At 70.2% G+C, this 16,673-nt stretch carries 18 protein-coding genes; 8 read left to right on the top strand and 10 right to left on the bottom strand.

The genetic code is table 11. The annotated features are described in order from the left end of the window. Positions 1-2: 2 nt before the first annotated feature. On the top strand, positions 3-188 hold the full coding sequence (locus ACLVWQ_RS08665; protein ID WP_037674049.1) for a DUF6104 family protein: 186 nt from the start codon (positions 3-5) through the stop codon (positions 186-188). 151 nt (positions 189-339) lie between these two features. Here the strand turns inward: ACLVWQ_RS08665 and ACLVWQ_RS08660 are convergent, their stop codons facing one another. Beyond that, a complete protein-coding gene (locus ACLVWQ_RS08660; RefSeq protein ID WP_414107641.1) occupies positions 340-1,200 on the bottom strand; it encodes a hypothetical protein in 861 nt (286 codons plus the stop codon). A 147-nt stretch (positions 1,201-1,347) separates the two neighbouring features. On the opposite strand from ACLVWQ_RS08660, the gene ACLVWQ_RS08655 reads away from it, so the two are divergent. Both ACLVWQ_RS08655 and ACLVWQ_RS08650 read left to right on the top strand, forming a co-directional pair. Next, the gene (locus ACLVWQ_RS08655; protein ID WP_414107640.1) at positions 1,348-2,451 is read left to right on the top strand and encodes a DUF4097 family beta strand repeat-containing protein; all 1,104 of its coding nucleotides are present in this window, start codon (positions 1,348-1,350) and stop codon (positions 2,449-2,451) included. A 1-nt stretch (position 2,452) separates the two neighbouring features. Then, positions 2,453-3,553 (top strand): helix-turn-helix transcriptional regulator, encoded by a 1,101-nt coding sequence (locus tag ACLVWQ_RS08650; RefSeq protein ID WP_414107639.1) that lies wholly within the window; start codon positions 2,453-2,455, stop codon positions 3,551-3,553. A gap of 93 nt (positions 3,554-3,646) precedes the next feature. Here the strand turns inward: ACLVWQ_RS08650 and ACLVWQ_RS08645 are convergent, their stop codons facing one another. From ACLVWQ_RS08645 to ACLVWQ_RS08630, 4 genes are all read right to left on the bottom strand, one after another. Next, positions 3,647-4,255, bottom strand: coding sequence for a Clp protease N-terminal domain-containing protein (locus ACLVWQ_RS08645; RefSeq protein WP_414107638.1), 609 nt, complete (start codon positions 4,253-4,255; stop codon positions 3,647-3,649). Then, on the bottom strand, positions 4,255-4,464 hold the full coding sequence (locus ACLVWQ_RS08640) for a helix-turn-helix domain-containing protein (RefSeq protein WP_414107637.1): 210 nt from the start codon (positions 4,462-4,464) through the stop codon (positions 4,255-4,257). The genes ACLVWQ_RS08645 and ACLVWQ_RS08640 overlap by 1 nt, the downstream gene beginning before the upstream one ends. Positions 4,465-4,519: 55 nt before the next feature. Then, the gene (locus tag ACLVWQ_RS08635) at positions 4,520-5,485 is read right to left on the bottom strand and encodes a zinc-binding dehydrogenase (RefSeq protein WP_414107636.1); all 966 of its coding nucleotides are present in this window, start codon (positions 5,483-5,485) and stop codon (positions 4,520-4,522) included. A gap of 492 nt (positions 5,486-5,977) precedes the next feature. Beyond that, a complete protein-coding gene (locus tag ACLVWQ_RS08630) occupies positions 5,978-7,201 on the bottom strand; it encodes an NAD(P)-dependent malic enzyme (RefSeq protein WP_414107635.1) in 1,224 nt (407 codons plus the stop codon). Between the two features lie 637 nt (positions 7,202-7,838). On the opposite strand from ACLVWQ_RS08630, the gene ACLVWQ_RS08625 reads away from it, so the two are divergent. Genes ACLVWQ_RS08625 through ACLVWQ_RS08615 form a run of 3 tightly spaced genes read left to right on the top strand, consistent with a single transcriptional unit; the run spans position 7,839 to position 10,594 of the window. Then, positions 7,839-8,801: an ABC transporter substrate-binding protein gene (locus tag ACLVWQ_RS08625; protein ID WP_414107634.1), complete on the top strand. Its 963-nt coding sequence runs from the start codon at positions 7,839-7,841 to the stop codon at positions 8,799-8,801. A 33-nt stretch (positions 8,802-8,834) separates the two neighbouring features. After that, entirely contained in the window at positions 8,835-9,788 is a 954-nt protein-coding gene (locus ACLVWQ_RS08620) for an amino acid ABC transporter permease (RefSeq protein WP_414107633.1), read from the top strand. Next, positions 9,785-10,594 carry an amino acid ABC transporter ATP-binding protein gene (locus ACLVWQ_RS08615; RefSeq protein WP_414107632.1) on the top strand — a complete coding sequence of 270 codons (810 nt, stop codon included), beginning with the start codon at positions 9,785-9,787 and terminating at the stop codon, positions 10,592-10,594. The genes ACLVWQ_RS08620 and ACLVWQ_RS08615 overlap by 4 nt, the downstream gene beginning before the upstream one ends. Before the next feature lie 141 nt (positions 10,595-10,735). Here ACLVWQ_RS08615 and ACLVWQ_RS08610 read toward each other — a convergent pair whose 3' ends face one another. Further along, positions 10,736-11,494: a class I SAM-dependent methyltransferase gene (locus ACLVWQ_RS08610; RefSeq protein WP_414107631.1), complete on the bottom strand. Its 759-nt coding sequence runs from the start codon at positions 11,492-11,494 to the stop codon at positions 10,736-10,738. Positions 11,495-11,592: 98 nt separating this feature from the next. On the opposite strand from ACLVWQ_RS08610, the gene ACLVWQ_RS08605 reads away from it, so the two are divergent. Next, positions 11,593-12,222 carry a CGNR zinc finger domain-containing protein gene (locus tag ACLVWQ_RS08605; RefSeq protein WP_414107630.1) on the top strand — a complete coding sequence of 210 codons (630 nt, stop codon included), beginning with the start codon at positions 11,593-11,595 and terminating at the stop codon, positions 12,220-12,222. On the opposite strand, the gene sodX is transcribed toward ACLVWQ_RS08605, so the two are convergent. After that, positions 12,126-12,560 carry a nickel-type superoxide dismutase maturation protease gene (gene sodX / locus ACLVWQ_RS08600; protein WP_414107827.1) on the bottom strand — a complete coding sequence of 145 codons (435 nt, stop codon included), beginning with the start codon at positions 12,558-12,560 and terminating at the stop codon, positions 12,126-12,128. The genes ACLVWQ_RS08605 and sodX overlap by 97 nt on opposite strands. A 136-nt stretch (positions 12,561-12,696) precedes the next feature. Here sodX and sodN point away from each other — a divergent pair, with 136 nt between their 5' ends. Continuing rightward, positions 12,697-13,092: a superoxide dismutase, Ni gene (gene sodN, locus ACLVWQ_RS08595; RefSeq protein ID WP_261707948.1), complete on the top strand. Its 396-nt coding sequence runs from the start codon at positions 12,697-12,699 to the stop codon at positions 13,090-13,092. A gap of 120 nt (positions 13,093-13,212) precedes the next feature. Here sodN and ACLVWQ_RS08590 read toward each other — a convergent pair whose 3' ends face one another. From ACLVWQ_RS08590 to ACLVWQ_RS08580, 3 genes are all read right to left on the bottom strand, one after another. Next, positions 13,213-13,599, bottom strand: a complete 387-nt coding sequence (locus tag ACLVWQ_RS08590; RefSeq protein ID WP_414107629.1) for an STAS domain-containing protein — start codon at positions 13,597-13,599, stop codon at positions 13,213-13,215. Between the two features lie 233 nt (positions 13,600-13,832). Further along, entirely contained in the window at positions 13,833-14,561 is a 729-nt protein-coding gene (locus ACLVWQ_RS08585; RefSeq protein ID WP_414107628.1) for a GAF domain-containing protein, read from the bottom strand. After that, on the bottom strand, positions 14,558-15,373 hold the full coding sequence (locus tag ACLVWQ_RS08580; protein ID WP_414107627.1) for a GAF and ANTAR domain-containing protein: 816 nt from the start codon (positions 15,371-15,373) through the stop codon (positions 14,558-14,560). Before ACLVWQ_RS08580 ends, ACLVWQ_RS08585 begins: the two co-directional genes overlap by 4 nt. Positions 15,374-16,673: the final 1,300 nt, after the last annotated feature.

The following is a 16,673-nucleotide window of genomic DNA, read 5'->3' as shown; positions in this document are numbered from 1 at the left end:
GCATGTACTTCACCGACCGCGGTATCGAAGAGCTGGAGAAGCGGCGCGGCGAGGAAGAAGTCACCTTCGAGTGGCTCGCCGAGCAGCTGCGTACGTTCGTCGACCTCAATCCGGACTTCGAGGTGCCGGTGGAACGCCTGGCGACCTGGCTGGCACGACTGGACGACGAGGACGACGACGAGGAGTAGGCGCGCACCGGGAGGGGCGCGGAGGGGAGGGCTGAGGCGCGGCGGGGTTTTCAGGAGGCGCGAGGGAGCGCGAGGGAGCGTGAGGGGCTCGCAAGGTGGCTCGCGGTGGACGTGCGGCGGCGTGCCGATGCCGGTCGCGGGGCTTCACGAGTCAGTCGCGAGCCTTCCTGAGGTCGTACGCCAGTCCGAGGGCGCCGTGTGCCATCAGCAGCGCCCCCGCCGCCAACCAGCCGTCCCCGCGCCGCCGTAGCCCCCGGACGGTCAGTGGCAGGCCCGCCGCCACCTGGGCGAGCGCGAGCGCCCTGGCTCTGCGGGTGCCCGCCCAGGGCAGCCAGGGGCCGAGCCGGCTGCTCCCGACGGCGTCGAGTTCGGCGCGGACGATGTGGCGCCGGCCGGGCCGTTCGACGGTCCGCGCCCCGGGCCGGGCACGGGCGACGTCGAGAAGCCGGCCCGCCGGGTCACCGGGGTCGAGCCCGGCGGGCAGCGTGACACCCGCGCGGGTGAGGACGGCGAGGAGTGCGCGCAGCCGGGCCGTGGCGTCGGCCTGCGGGTCGGGTTCCGTGAGGTGGTCGAGGGACTGCGTGTCCAGAACCGGGTCGAGACCGAGGCGGACGGCGAAGGTCCGCATGGCCTCGTCCTCGCCCACCGGGGTGCCGTTCGCGAGCCATTCGTAGCCGACGGTGCGGCGGAATCCCGAGGCGAGAGTGCAGCCGCTGTGGTCGCTGTCCCACCACAGCGCGAGTACGGGCCAGGGGGCGCCCACCGCGAGCGCGGCCGCCCAGCCGCCGAGGACGCGGTCGACCGGCTCGTCGCCCCACAGCCAGGGCTTGCCCTCCGGGACCAGCGCGCTCCACTCCCGGCCGGCCGGGACGAGCAGCATGCGCTCACGCAGCAGGCGGGCGACGGGTTCGACCGCCTCGGGGTCCGCGCGGCAGAGCAGCAGGGCACCGGCAGCGTGAGCGGGGGACGGGCGGGAGGACTGCGGTGACGCCTGCGGGTCATGGGACGGCATGGGGACAGATTATGCGTTTTTGTCCTGACCAGTACCTTCTGAATCACCGGAACGGGTGCCTTGACTTCACCGATCCGCGATATATCGTGTTCAGAAGAAGACGCGATATGGCGTGTCGTGTCCGCCCCTGTCGAGGAGGTCTGCACCATGTCCGAGTGGTCCGTCGCAGAGCCAAGGAAGCTCACGTTCGACGAACCGGTGACGGCTCTCCATGTGCGCATCGCCAGTGGAACGGTGAACGTCGTGGGAGTCGACGAGGGTTCCGCCCGCCTCGAAGTGTCCTCGATAGAGGGCCCTCCCCTGATAGTCACCCAGGAGAACGGCACACTGACGGTCGCCTACGAGGACCTGCCCTGGAAGGGCTTCCTCAAGTGGCTCGACCGCAAGGGCTGGCGCCGCAGCGCGGTGGTCTCCCTGGCCGTACCGGCGCACACACGTGTCGAGGTCGGCGTGGTCAACGCCACGGCCGTGATCTCCGGCATCGACGGACGGGCCGTGGTGAAGGGCGTCTCCGGCGACACCACACTCGTGGGGCTCTCCGGCCCGGTCCGCGCGGACACCGTGTCGGGGAACGTGGAGGCCCAGGCGCTCACCGGCGACCTCCGGCTCAACTCCGTCTCCGGCGACCTGACCGTCATCGAGGGCTCCAGCCCCTCCGTGCGGGTCGAGTCGGTCAGCGGCTCCCTGATCGTCGACCTGGATCCGGCCGGCCGGGCCAGCGACATCAGCCTGACCAGCATCTCGGGTGAGATCGCTGTCCGCCTGCCGCATCCGGCCGACGCCGAGGTCGAGGTGGACTCCGCGAGCGGCAGCGTCTCCAGCGCCTTCGAGGACCTCCGGGTCCGCGGCCAGTGGGGCGCCAAGAAGATCACCGGCAGGCTCGGCGCGGGGAACGGACACCTGAAGGCGACCACCGTCACCGGTTCGATCGCACTGCTGCGCAGGCCCCCGGCGGAGGACGAGCCGTGGGACGAACCACAGGACGAGAAAGTGGACGGGCAGGTGGATTTCGAGAAGGAGCCGGACGTCGGAGAGGATGAACCGAAGAGCACGGCCCCGAAGAACACGCTCCCCACCCCGTCCGAAGCCGTCACCGACCCCACAACCGGAATCAAGACCGGAACCGCGAGCGCCGCCGAACCCACATCCGGGACCACACCGGGCGCCGAGCCCTCCACTCCCGCGAAACAGCCAGCTGCCGACGTCACCGACGGATCACCCGACGGTCCGACCCACCAGAAGGGGCTCTGACATGGCTCCCGTCTTTGCCCATGGCCGCCTGCGGCTCTACCTCCTGAAACTGCTCGACGAGGCACCGCGCCACGGTTACGAGGTGATCCGCCTCCTGGAGGAGCGCTTCCAGGGGCTGTACGCACCGTCGGCCGGCACGGTCTACCCCCGACTGGCCAAGCTGGAGGCCGAGGGCCTGGTCACCCACACCACCGAGGGCGGCCGGAAGGTGTACGCGATCACGGACGCGGGCCGCGCCGAGCTGGCCGACCGCAGCGGTGAACTGGCCGACCTGGAGCTGGAGATCCGCGAGTCGGTCGCCGAACTCGCCGCGGAGATCCGTGCCGATGTGCGCGGCGCCGCGGGGGATCTGCGCCGCGAGATGCGGGCGGCGGCGAGCGCGGCACGCCGGGGTTCCACGGGCGCCGGCGCCAAGGGCCACGGCGACCACGACACCGCCCACGGGGACTTCACGGACCTCGGGGACAAGGAGTCCTGGCGCGTCGCCAAGGAGGAGATGCGCCGCGTCAAGCAGGAGTGGAAGGAACAGGCCCGGCGCGCCAAGGACGAGAGCCGGCGAGCCCGTGAGGAGGCCCAGCGGGCGCGCCACCAGGCCAAGGAGGCCCAGGAGCGGGTCCGGGCCCAGGCGCAGGAAGAGCTCCAGCGCATCGCCAAGCGTGTCCAGGACCAGGTGCAGGACCACTTCACCCGGGGCGACTGGCCGACGGGCGTGCGGGAGGGCATCACCGAGATCGCCAAGGAGTTCGGTGACTTCGGGAAGGACTTCGGCAAGGGATTCGGAAAGGACTTCGGCTTCGGCCGCCCGGACACACGGACCGGCACCGGTGCGGGTGCCGGTACGGACACGAGCAAGCCGGGCCACCCCGACTACACGGACACCCCTGAGGACTTCCCCGCCGGTTACGAACCCTCCTGGGCCCATGAGGACTCCACGGGCGATCCCGCCCGGGACCTGGACCGGCTGCTGGACCGCTTCCGCGACGACATCCGCGACGCGGCCCGCGATCACGGGGTGACGGAGGAGCAGTTGCGCGATGCGCGACGCCACTTGTCGTCGGCGGCGGCGCGCATAGGCGCGGCGCTGCGGACACCCAAGGGCTGAGCGGCGGTCCGAGGGCCGCCCCGTCCGCCCGGAGGCCGGGGCGGCGTACGGCGATCGGGGCGGCCCTCGGGCGGGACCGTCCCGGAATCGACCTCAGCCCGCCTTGGCCTCTCCCCCGCCGTACAGCACGCGCTGGAGTGACGCGTAGGTCACCCCGTGGTCGGCCAGGACCTCCGCGGGGACGCCGGGACGGGCGGCGAGGGCGAGGAGGAGATGCTCGTCGCCGATGTACCGGTCCTGCTGCGCGAGAGCGATGCGCAGGGACTTCGTGAGGAGGTCCTTGGCCCCCCGGGAGAAGGGGCGGCGCCCGCCGGCGAAGCCGGACCACCACCCCTTTCCACGTCCACCGTCCCTGCCGTCGCCCTTCCCGGTTCCCTGGGCAGCCTCCAACGCGCCCTCGCCGTGGGCCTCTTCGACGTGCGACACGATCGCCGAGACGTCGATACCCAGCCCCGAGAGAGCGTCGGTGTCGGCGCGGGAGAGCCCGCCGCGCCGGCGCGCCTCGGCCAGTGCCCGCTCGACGGATTCCCGGCGTCCCCCGAGCCCCAGCGACACCAGGGCGAGCGACGCCCGGCCGGCCTCCCGGTCGAGAAGCGCCAGAAGCATGTGCTGTTCCTCGACCGTCTCCGCGTCCAGCCGCTCGGCATGGCCGACCGCGCCGAGCACCACCGTGCGGGCGCCCTTGGTGAACCGTTCGAACATCACTGCCTCCCGTACTTCTTGTGCACGGCCTGCCTGCTGACGCCCAGTTCCGTGGCGATCTCCTGCCACGACCAGCCCTGATTGCGCGCACTGCGCACCTGCACCGCCTCGAGCTGCTCAAGGAGTCGCCGCAACGCGGTGACGGCCCGCAGCCCGATCCGCGGATCGTGGTCGCCTGCGCGTGCGGCGAGATCCGTTGCTTCGGTCATGACGTCAACATAGGTTGACACACCCGGGTGTGTCAACCGTGATTGACACCGCAGTTCAGGATGCGGTCAGAACGACCTTGCCGAAGAGTTCGCCGGACGCCATCCGTTCGAAGCCCTCGCGGGCCCGGTCGAGCGGCAGGACCTCGTCGACGACGGGGCGGACGCCGGTGGCGGCGCAGAAGGACAGCAGGTCCTCAAGCTCGTCCTTCGTGCCCATCGTGGAGCCGACGACCTTGAGTTCGAGGAAGAAGATGCGGGTCAGTTCGGCGTGCGAGGGCCGGTCGCCACTGGTGGCACCCGAGATGACCAGGGTGCCGCCCGGCTTCAGCGACTTGACCGAGTGGGACCAGGTGGCGGCGCCGACCGTCTCGAGGACGGCGTCCACGCGCTGCGGCAACCGGGCCCCGGTCTCCACGGCCTCGACGGCGCCCAGTTCGAGGGCGCGCTTGCGCTTGGCCTCGTCCCGGCTGGTGGCGAAGACCCGCAGCCCGGCGGCCTTGCCGAGCACGATCGCGGCGGTGGCGACACCGCCGCCGGCGCCCTGGACGAGAACCGAGTCGCCGGGCCGTACGCCCGCGTTGGTGAAGAGCATGCGGTACGCCGTCAGCCAGGCGGTGGGCAGGCAGGCGGCCTGTTCGAAGGAGAGCTCGGGGGGTTTGGGCAGGACGTTCCACGTGGGCACGGAGACCTGTTCCGCGAAGGTGCCCTGGTAGCGCTCGGTGAGGATGGAGCGGGGCTCCTTCGGCCCGACTCCGTGCCCCGTCTGGCCGATGACGGAGTGGAGTACGACCTCGTTGCCGTCCTCGTCGACGCCCGCGGCGTCGCACCCCAGGATCATCGGCAGCTTGTCCTCGGCGAGGCCCACCCCGCGCAGGGACCACAGGTCGTGATGGTTCAGGGAGGCGGCCTTGACGTTCACGGTCCTCCACCCGGTCCGGACCTCCGGAGCGGGGCGCTCGCCCAGCTCGAGGCCGTTCAGAGGCTGGTCACGGTCGATACGAGCAGCGTAGGCAGCGAACATCCCCCGACCCTAGGCCGCACACGCCCCCGGCGATACCACCCCACCCTGTGACACACATCCCGCAGCCCCGACAAACGAACCCGAGAGGCGAGGGCGAAGCCCCGCCTCCAAGGGGCGCGAGAAACGGCGCGCCCAACCACACCCAACCCACACCCAACGCACAAACCCAAGGAGGCGAGGGCAAAGCCCCGCCCTCAAGGGGCGCGAGGAACAGCGCGCCCAACCACACCCAACCCACACCCAACGCACAAACCCGGGGAGGCGAGGGCAAAGCCCCGCCCTCAAGGGGCGCGAGGAACAGCGCGCCCAACCACACCCAACCCACACCCGACGCACAAACCCGGGGAGGCGAGGGCGAAGCCCCGCCTTCAAGGGGCGCGGGGAACTGCGCACCCAGCCCCCACCAACCCGCACCCGCCAACGCCCCCGCACACACAAAAGGCTCGGGCCCCGCCCACCAGGACGGAACCCGAGCCACACAGACCGAGCAACCTACCGCCGAGCCACCCCTTCAGCCCGAGCGGCAGCGGCAACCGCCGCGGTGACCGCCGGAGCAACCCGCTCATCGAACGGCGACGGAATCACATAGTCCGCCGCAAGATCGTCCCCGACGACCGCAGCCAACGCCTCAGCCGCCGCGATCTTCATCCCCTCGGTGATCCGAGAGGCCCGCACCTGAAGCGCCCCCGCGAAGATCCCGGGGAACGCCAGCACGTTGTTGATCTGGTTCGGATAGTCGGACCGCCCCGTCGCGACGACCGCCGCGTACTTGTGCGCGACATCGGGATGCACCTCGGGATTCGGGTTCGCCATGGCGAAGACGAACGCCCCCTCGGCCATGGAGGCCACGGCCGGCTCCGGCACCGTACCGCCGGACACGCCGATGAAGACGTCGGCCCCGGCAAGCGCGGCCTCCAGCGAGCCGGACAGCCCCGCCTTGTTGGTCATGACCGCGAGGTCCCGCTTGACCGGAGTCAGATCGTCCCGGTCGACCGACACGATCCCCTTGCGGTCCGCGACGGCGACATCCCCGAGCCCCGCCTCCAGCAGGAACTTCGCGATGGCCACCCCGGCCGCCCCCGCGCCCGAGATCACGGCCCGCAGCTGCCCGAGCGACCGCCCGGTCAGCCGCGCAGCGTTCCGCAGGGCCGCGAGCGTGACGACCGCCGTCCCGTGCTGGTCGTCGTGGAAGACGGGAATGTCCAGCCGCTCCTGCAGCTGACGCTCGATCTCGAAGCACCGGGGCGCCGAGATGTCCTCCAGGTTCACGCCGCCGAAGGACGGCGCGAGCCGCACCACGGTCTCGACGATCTCGTCGACGCCCGTGCAGTCCAGCGCGATCGGCACGGCGTCGACGCCGCCGAACTGCTTGAACAGGATCGCCTTGCCCTCCATCACGGGGAGCGAGGCCTCGGGCCCGATGTCACCGAGCCCCAGAACGGCGGTCCCGTCCGTCACGACGGCGACCACGGACGACTTCCACGTGTAGTCGTGGACGAGCTCGGGCTGCTCCGCGATGGCCATGCAGACCTTCGCGACACCGGGCGTGTACGCCAGGGACAGGTCCTCCTTGTCGCGGACGGGCACGGTGGCCTGCACGGCCATCTTGCCGCCGCGGTGCAGCGCGAACGCCGGGTCGAAGGAATCGAGGGGCTCGGCCCCGCCGTCCTGATCCGTACTGCTGTCGCTGCGAGGATTGACGATCTCCGCTGCCACTTTGTTTTACCCCTTAAGTCTTTATGGTCGAGGGTTGCCACTCCTGGTGAGGAGCGGGCGGGCACCGCGCATGTCCCTGATGACTGTTAAGTGCGGAACATGCGCGACGGGCGCGCCGCACACGCGCCCTGAGCCCCGGATGAGGGGTGTAAGGAACCTTCTTACCGGACGGACCGCACCGCGGACGAGTCCATAAAGCGAAGGTCACACGCGAGCGGCCGAAGGGCGCGCACCGAGGGCTCCCGGGTCGTATACCGGAGAGCGAAGGTCACATACCGGTGACATGACTCATTCCCGAATGCGCAAAAAAGGACCGTTTCGCAACCAAGCGACCACTAGGTGACGCAACCCACCAAGCGCCCGAAAGTGATCGCTCACATCTCGGCATCCACCGCATATCTTCCGGTCCACGCGGAGGTTTTCCGCACAAGATCCGGTTCAGCCGGACCGCTCGGGTCCGGTTCGGGGGTCACCCGTTATCCGATTTTGACATGGCAGGCACCCTGAAGGGTCCAGTCCGAATGGCAAGATGCCGTAATCACACGAGGTCGCGACACCCGAAGGTGTGTGTTCTCGTCGACCCATCGGCTACTGCCGGCCCATCGGCAACTCCACCCACCCGCCGGAGGAACCCACCATGACCGCAAGCTCCACCCGTCGTACGACCTCCGCGCAGTCCCGAATAGCCGCGGTCGGTGCGATCGCGGTCGCAGGCGCCCTGCTGCTCACCGGCTGCGGTGACCAGACCGACGACAAGGACAGCGGCGGCTCCGACAGCGCGGGCTCCAGCTCGGCCCCGCTGGCCGACCAGCTGCCCAAGGCCGTCCGCGACAAGGGCGTCATCAAGGTCGGCTCGGACATCGCGTACGCGCCGGTCGAGTTCAAGGACGACTCCGGCAAGACGGTCGGCATCGACCCCGACCTCGCCGACGCGATGGGCAAGCAGCTCGGCGTGAAGTTCGAGTTCGAGAACGGCACCTTCGACACCCTGCTCACCGGCCTGCGCTCCAAGCGCTACGACATCGCGATGTCGGCGATGACGGACACCAAGGACCGCCAGGAAGGCGTCGACGCCGAAACCGGCAAGAAGGTCGGCGAGGGCGTCGACTTCCTCGACTACTTCACCGCGGGTGTCTCGATCTACACCAAGAAGGGCGACGACCAGGGCATCAAGACCTGGGACGACCTGTGCGGCAAGAAGGTCGTGGTGCAGCGCAACACCGTCTCCAACGACCTGGCCAAGGATCAGGCCAAGAAGTGTCCGGCCGGCAAGAAGCTCTCCATCGAGGCCTTCGACAACGACCAGCAGGCCCAGACCCGGCTGCGCGCCGGCGGCGCCGACGCCGGTTCCTCGGACTTCCCCGTGGCGGCGTACGCGGTGAAGACCTCGGGCGGCGGCAAGGACTTCCAGGTCGTCGGCGACCAGGTCGAGGCCGCCCCGTACGGCATCGCGGTGGCCAAGTCGAACACCGAGCTGCGGGACGCGCTGAAGGCCGCGCTCGACGCGGTCATCAAGAACGGCGAGTACGGCAAGATCATCGAGAAGTGGGGCGTCAAGGACGGCGCCGTGACGGAAGCCACCATCAACGGCGGCAAGTGACCGCGGAGCCGGCGGCGCTGAAAGGCAACATCCGTGACTGTTGACATCGACAAGACGGCCGACCCCGACGACACTCCCCCCACGCCCCCGGGCGGACCGGAGGCCATCAAGGCCATCCCGGTCCGGCACTACGGGCGGTACGTGTCGGCCCTCATCGCGATCGCGCTCTTCGCGTCGATCATCTACGCGTTCGCCCAGGGCAAGATCAACTGGGGTGCCGTACCCGACTACTTCTTCGACGACCGGATCCTCAAGGGCGTCGGCCAGACGATGCTCCTCACCGTCCTGTCGATGCTGATCGGCATCGTGGGCGGCATCCTCCTCGCGGTGATGCGCCTGTCGAGCAACCCGGTGACGTCGTCCATCGCCTGGTTCTACATCTGGTTCTTCCGCGGCACCCCGGTCCTGGTCCAGCTCGTCGTCTGGTTCAACCTGGGCCTGGTCTTCGAGTACATCAACCTCGGCCCCGTCTACAAGGACGAGTGGTCGAGCTTCATGACGCCGCTGCTGACGGCGCTCCTGGGGCTCGGTCTGAACGAGGCCGCGTACATGGCGGAGATCTGCCGTGCGGGGCTGCTGTCGGTCGACGAGGGCCAGACCGAGGCCTCGCACGCCCTGGGGATGAGCCAGGGCAAGACCCTGTGGCGGATCGTGATCCCGCAGGCGATGCGCGTGATCGTGCCCCCCACGGGCAACGAGGTCATCAACATGCTGAAGACGACCTCACTGGTGTCGGTGGTCCAGTTCGCCGAACTGTTCCGGTACGCCCAGGACATCGGCCAGTCGTCGGGCGCACCGGTGGAGATGTACTTCCTCGCCGCCGCCTGGTACCTGGTCCTGACGTCGGTGCTGAGCGTCGGCCAGTACTACATCGAGCGGTACTACGCGCGCGGTTCGAGCCGTGCTCTGCCGGCCACCCCGCTCCAGAAGATCAGGGCGAACGTGCTGTCGCTGTCCAACCGCTCGGGCACAGGAGCAACCGCATGACCTCCAACGTGACCAACGAGACCGACGCGGCCGGGGCGGACTCCGGCACACCGATGGTGAAGGCCGAGGGCGTCCACAAGTCGTTCGGCCCGGTCGAGGTCCTCAAGGGCATCGACCTGGAGGTGCGGCCCAGCGAGGTCTTCTGCCTCATCGGCCCGTCCGGCTCCGGCAAGTCGACGTTCCTGCGCTGCATCAACCACCTGGAGAAGGTCAGCGCCGGGCGGCTGTACGTGGACGGGGAGCTGGTCGGCTACCGCCAGAAGGGCGACAAGCTGTACGAGCTCAAGGACAGCGAGGTCGCGCTGAAGCGGCGGGACATCGGCATGGTGTTCCAGCGCTTCAACCTGTTCCCGCACATGACGGCGCTGGAGAACGTCATGGAGGCGCCGGTCCAGGTCAAGGGCGTCAGCCGGGCCGAGGCCCGTGAGCGTGCGGCGCAGCTCCTGCGGCGGGTCGGCCTCGCCGACAAGGCGGTCAACTACCCGTCGCAGCTCTCCGGTGGGCAGCAGCAGCGGGTCGCCATCGCCAGGGCGCTCGCGATGGAGCCGAAGCTGATGCTCTTCGACGAGCCGACCTCGGCGCTCGACCCGGAGCTGGTCGGCGACGTCCTCGACGTCATGCGCGACCTCGCCGAGTCCGGTATGACGATGGTGGTCGTCACCCACGAGATGGGCTTCGCCCGGGAGGTCGGCGACTCGCTGGTCTTCATGGACGAGGGCGTGGTGGTGGAGTCCGGACATCCGCGCGAGGTACTGACGAACCCGCGGCACGAGCGGACGCAGTCGTTCCTGTCGAAGGTGCTTTAGCCGTCCGGCGGTTCAGCCGGAGGTTGTGTTTCCAGCCCGTCCGACGTTTGAGGACGAGCGCGTTCAGCGCGATGGCGGGGGCCTGGGGGCGCAGCCCCCAGGGACGGGAAGGGGTAGGGGCGGCGGGGGCGAGAACCCCCGCTACCTGACGGCCAGGACCATCGCGTCGGACGGCGACCGCCACACCTCCCGCGCCTCCCCGAACCCCTTCTCACGCAGCACGCGCGCGTGCCACTGCGCGGACGGCGTGTCCCCCTCCGCGTGCTCACCGTAGATCTCGAAGCGCCGCGCCGTGGGCTCCGCGAGAACCGGGTCCTGGGCGGCGAGCCGCCACCAGTCGGCCCAGTCCAGGACACCCGCCGCCTTGGCCTCGTCCATCCGCGCGTGCCGCAACGCACGGTCCGCCGCGTTGATCCGCGGCGTCGTCTCGTCGGCCATGTGGTCCGCGTTCATGAACACCCCGCCGTCGCGGACGAGCCCGCCGAGCTGCCCGTAGAGGACCGCGAGCGGCTCACTGTGCAGCCAGTGGAGCGCGGTCGCCGTGAGCACGGCGTCGTACGAGTCGTACGGCAGCAGGGACGGCCAGTCCGGGTCCTTCAGGTCCGCCGTCACGAACGTGACCCGGCTGTCGCCCGCGAAGGTGCCCTCGGCGATGGTCAGGAGCGCCGGGTCGAGGTCGACACCGGTGCTGACCGCCTTCGGGAACCTTTCGAAGAGCCGGGCCGTGATACTTCCCGTACCGCACGCGAGGTCCAGGACACGGGGTTCGGGGCCCACGAGTGCCTCGACCATGTCGAGCATCACGCGGAAGCGCTCCTCGCGGTCCGGCATGTACCACTCCTGCTGCCGGTCCCAGCTCTCCTGCCACGCGCGCCAGTCGGACCCGAGGGTGGTCGTCATGAAAGCCCCTTTCCCCTTCAGCATGTAATACCCTGGAAGCACCATTAGCCATTACGTGTCCGCATCACGACCATAGAGCGCCGCCGTAAGGACTACAAGTGGAACTGGCCTATTACTCGGATTACGCCGTCCGTCTCGTCAACAGCGAGGAACCGGCCCGGGGCAAGGACGCGCTCACCTCGGTCGACGCCATCCGCGACCTCTTCGGGGGCAACGCGTCGGCGGCCCGTCGCGCCACGGACTCGGACGTGACCCGCTTCCGCGGTGTACGGGCCCGGCTGCGCGCGGTCTTCGAGGCGGCGGACACCGGTGACGAGACGCTCGCCGTGGACCTGCTGAACTCACTGCTCCTGGAGTTCCCGGTCAGCCCGCAGATCTCGGGCCACGACTTCCGCGACGACGACGGCCGCCCGCTGTGGCACATGCACCTGGCGGACCACCCGTCGAACGCGACCGCGGGGTACGCGGCGATCGCCGCGATGGGCCTGGCCTTCCACCTCACCGAGCACGGCGTGGACCGGCTCGGCCTGTGCGAGGCCGCACCGTGCCGCAACGCCTACCTCGACACCTCGACGAACCGCTCCCGGCGCTACTGCTCGGACCGCTGCGCGACCCGGGCGAACGTCGCCGCCTACCGCGCCCGCAAACGCCTGGAGGCGGACCGGCCGGAGAGCACCGGCCTGGCGGCCGACAGCAGCCAGCGCGCGAGCGCGAACGGCGAGCGCTGACCCTTCTTCAGCGGGCGGTACCGGAACCGCACCTTCCCGAGGACGAGTTCCTCGGGCACGGTTCCGTAGTCGGTACTGTCCCCGCCGGCGTAGGTGTTGTCACCGCGCACCCACCAGCCTCCCTCGCGCCGCTCGACGGCCCGCTTGACGACCAGCAGGTCCTGCTGGAACGGATGGCGCAGGACGACGACGTCACCGGGCCTGACCCTGGCCCCGTACTGCACGACGAGGAGATCCCCGTGATGCAGCGTGGGCACCATGGACGGCCCCGTCACCTCGGCGGTCCCGAAGGGCAGGACGGCCCTCCCGCGCTCGGTCTCCTGCGACAGCTCCGGCACCTCCCCGGTCCTATCCTCCACGAGTCCCAGTCTGACCCTGGACTTTTGTCCTAAGCCCATGGGGGCACTCGCGAAAACCCGTCACTCACGGAGTAATGTCCCACCTGAGAAGACGATCACGAGGAAGGACAGCTCAATGCTTTCCCGCCTGTTTGCCCCCAAGGTCAAGGTCAGCGCACACTGCGACCTGCCCTGCGGTGTGTACGACCCTGCCCAGGCCCGCATCGAGGCGGAGTCGGTGAAGGCCGTCCAGGACAAGATGGCCGGCAACGACGACCCGCACTTCCAGGCCCGCGCCACCGTCATCAAGGAGCAGCGCGCCGAGCTCGCCAAGCACCACGTCTCGGTGCTGTGGAGCGACTACTTCAAGCCCCCGCACTTCGAGAAGTACCCGGAGCTGCACCAGCTGGTCAACGACGCCCTCAAGGCCCTCTCGGCCGCGAAGGCCTCGACCGACCCGGCCACGGGCCAGAAGGCTCTGGACTACATCGCCCAGATCGACAAGATCTTCTGGGAGACGAAGAAGGCCTGACACCACGTCAAGCTCTCTGACCTGCGACCGCTTCGGCCGCAGCTCTCCTTGACCGCACCCGGTCCGCGGGCCGCCGAACACGGCGTCCAGAGCGGTCCGGGTGCGGTCGTTTCCCCTCGGTCAGGCGGGAATGCCGCGGCCCGGGGCCGGGTCCCGGGGGAATCCGGGCTCGTCCAGGAACGTGAAGGTGCGCTCCAGACGGCAGAGGTGAAGTACCCGACGGGCTTTGGCGGGGGTGCGCGCGAGCCGTAGCTCGACGCCGCTCAGGCAGGTCCGGTCCCTGAGGCGGACCAGCAGGCGCAGGCCGCCGGCGTCCAGGAAGGTCACCGCGCCGAGGTCCACGACGACTCCGGAGACGGCCGGGTCCCGGGGGCGGTCGAGGAGCTCGGCCACCTGGGGGAACAGTTCCTGGTCGGCCCAGGCGTCCAGTTCCCCGCGGGGCAGGAGCACCAGCGTGTCTCCCACCGTCCGGTGGCGCAGACCGAACGGGACGTGATGGGTGCCCATGGCACACCTCGGTGTTCTCTCCAGGAATGACGACAACGCGATCGCGCGACGGGGGACGCGCGGCGGACGCCACCAGGGTCCTGGGCGGCACCGAAGTGATTACTGACCATCGTGCCCGGCCGAAAGCGTCCGTACGCCGCACCGGCGGTGGCTCTTGTTGCTTGCCGGGGACAACGGGCGCCCCTGCGCGCGCTGGTGCGCAGGGGCGTGCACAACGGCTCGTACGAGGCGGATCACGCCAGGGCGGCAAGCACCAGGGCCGGTTCGAGAGTGCGGCGGACCAGTGCCTGGGCGGTGATGGTGAGCCTGTTGCCGTTGCGGCCGCTGTAGGCGAGCAGCGCCTCCATGGCGCGCGCCGGGTCGACCTGGCCGTGTTCGGCGAGCATCCCCTGGGCCATCTCCACGGTGGCCTTCGCGGCGACGGCCGCCTGGACGTGGGTGAGGATGTCCATGGGCCGGGCGGGGTCCGGGCTCCAGTGGACCAGGGCCACGGCGGCCACGTCCGCGAGCGCCTGCGCCAGCCGCAGGTCGCCGGGCAGGAGGCCGGAGGGCGAGGTCAGCAGGAGACTCACGGAACCGATGGTCTGGTGGTTGACCCGCAGCGGCAGCGCGTGCGCGGCGCCGTAACCCGCTTCCTGGGCCTGGGCCGTGAACCGCGGCCAGCGGTCGTCGAGCCCGTCGAGGTGGGCGGCGTCCACCGGCAGCCGGGTCCGGTAGCAGTCCCGTCCGGGGCCCTCCCGGGTCTGCGTCCGGACCAGCTCGGCCGAGGCCGACCGGGCGGAGACCGACATCGTACGAAGATCACCGCGCACGGTGGCCATCATGACGCTGACCGTGTCGGCGCCCACGATGTCGACGCAGTGTCCGGCCAGGCGGTCCAGCAGGACCACCGGGTCGAACCCGGCGGCAAGGGTGTCGGCCAGCCCGACGAACGCGTCGGCGAGCTGCTCTTCACGGGTCATGACCGGTCACCGTCTCCTTCGTCGCCGAGCCGACCGCGGCCCTTCAGCTGATCGTCGTCCGCTTCCGACTGGAAACGCAGAGTGCGGGCCAGGATCTCCTGTGCCACCTCGGTGACCGTTCGCCCTTGGGAGAAGGCGTGTGCTCGCAACCGGTCCAGGGCTTGCTCGGGATCGATCCCGAGTTGGACCATGACCATGCCGACGGCCTGATGGACCTCGATGTGGTCGGCTTCCGCGGCGTCTACCCACGACGCTACTCCTGCTTCGTCCGCTGACACGAAACCGTCGTCCGCCGCTTCGAGATTGAGCACGGCGAACGTGACGGCGTCCCGCGCCAGGAGCGCGATCCGCAGCTCCCGTGGAGACAGTGGCCCGGCGGTGTTCCGGTAGAGGTCGAGAGTGCCGATGGCGAGCGCGCCGGCGCCGAGCGGCAGCGAGAAGACCGCCCTGACCCCCAGGTCGACGGCCTGGTGGGCGAAGACCGGCCAGCGCCGGGCGTCGCGGCCCTCGGTGAGATCCGGGGCGAGCACCGGAGCGGCCCGGTCGAGAGCGCTCTGACAAGGGCCGTCACCCAGCGTGTACTGCGCTTCGGCGAGGCGCGCCGCCGTGTCGTCGCTGGCACACCACAGCGCCCGTGCGGTCCTGCTTCCGGTGATCGAGATCGAGGCGCCGGTGACCGGGAGCAGGTCCACGCAGGCCCGGCACAGCAGCTCGGGCACTCGCTTCACCTGGGCCGACGAGGTCAGGGAGGTGAAGGCTTCGGTGACCCGGCGGCGGTCCTCCGCGTCGGACGGCTGTATACGGTCGGGCATTTCGTTCCCACCGCCACGGTTCTCAGGTCGCATCGGCTTCACCTCCGCCCGGTCTCACGGCCAGCAGCATGATCCATCAGTATCGCCCACGCCGGCACCCGGGAAGACCGTCGCCCGCCCGTCGCGTCCTGTCGCACCACGGCTCTCGCGCCCGTCCCAGTCTGGTCCTCCGCCGCCGCTTCCGACTCGTTCAGGTTCCGACTCGTACTGATTTCGGCCGTACTGACGGTCGACCCGTGTCACTGGCGACGCGTACGCCCCTCGGCACATGGCCGCGCCGCCGCCGCCCGCGCACCGTGCGGGAGCGGTTCCAGGAGTGGCCGGTGCCCCTCTGTTCGGCACCGCCGGCCGGGCCTAGGGTGGCCGGTGCCCAGGTCCCCGGCAGAGCACATCGTGTGTCAGCGGCTCATGGGCCGAAACCGAGGCGAGAGTCCCTGCGAACGGGACCGCGCGCCCGAACGCGTCGGCACGCGGCGACCTGTTTCGCTTCACCGGGCGGCTCGCCCTTCCCCCGCCGTGCGCCGTTCGGCCACCGCCCCGGTCGTCTCCTCACGCCTCCACGCACCCGCCGTCACGGGTCACAGGCCCGACCACGTGCCGACGGAGAGGTCCGGCCTTCCGCGGGCCTTCCCCTGTCCCTGGCCCCGTGCGGCTCCGGGACAGGGGAAGGTCCAAGGCGCACGACCCACGGCCCACGGAAGGCCATGCCCCACCCCCCTCCACCCGCATCACGGACAGTCCCTGCCGCGGGAAGCACCGGCACCAGATTCCCTACGCCGAACAGAGAGTGATCCGACCCGATGGCGGTCCTGGTCGCCTACGCCGGTACGCGCGGCCCGACCTGGCCGATCGTCGGACGCCGCACGACCGGACCGGTGGGGCACGACCACACCGCGGTCACCACGGGACCCGGCGCGGCGCGGAAGGCGTTCGGGTATCCGGACGGGCGGGTACCGCGGGGAAGCCGCCTCGGCAGAACCGGCCATGAACTGCGGCGCCTGACGGATCATCAATTCGGCCGCGCACGAGCCCACTCGGCGTCGCACGCGCGAGCTGCACGGGGACAGCGGGCTCCGGGCGCCACCGAGCGCAGGGACGTATGCCCCGTACGCGCCCATGTGTTCCCACCATTCGAGACGGGTCCGGGGCGCGCAGGGCGTCACGTCGCCGAAGGGACGCGGCCGGGAAGATACCACTGCCCTCGTCTCGCCGTAGTGGCGCGGTGGCGCCATGTGCTTGGCTGTCGGGTGGAACGAACAACAGCCCCTTGGCTCCAGGGGCGGAATCTGGGCGCCTGGGA

It is taken from the genome of Streptomyces sp. CWNU-52B, assembly GCF_047444975.1.
GTDB lineage: Bacteria > Actinomycetota > Actinomycetes > Streptomycetales > Streptomycetaceae > Streptomyces.
Note: the sequence above shows the minus strand (reverse complement) of the source record. Positions and strands in the feature narration are given on the sequence as shown.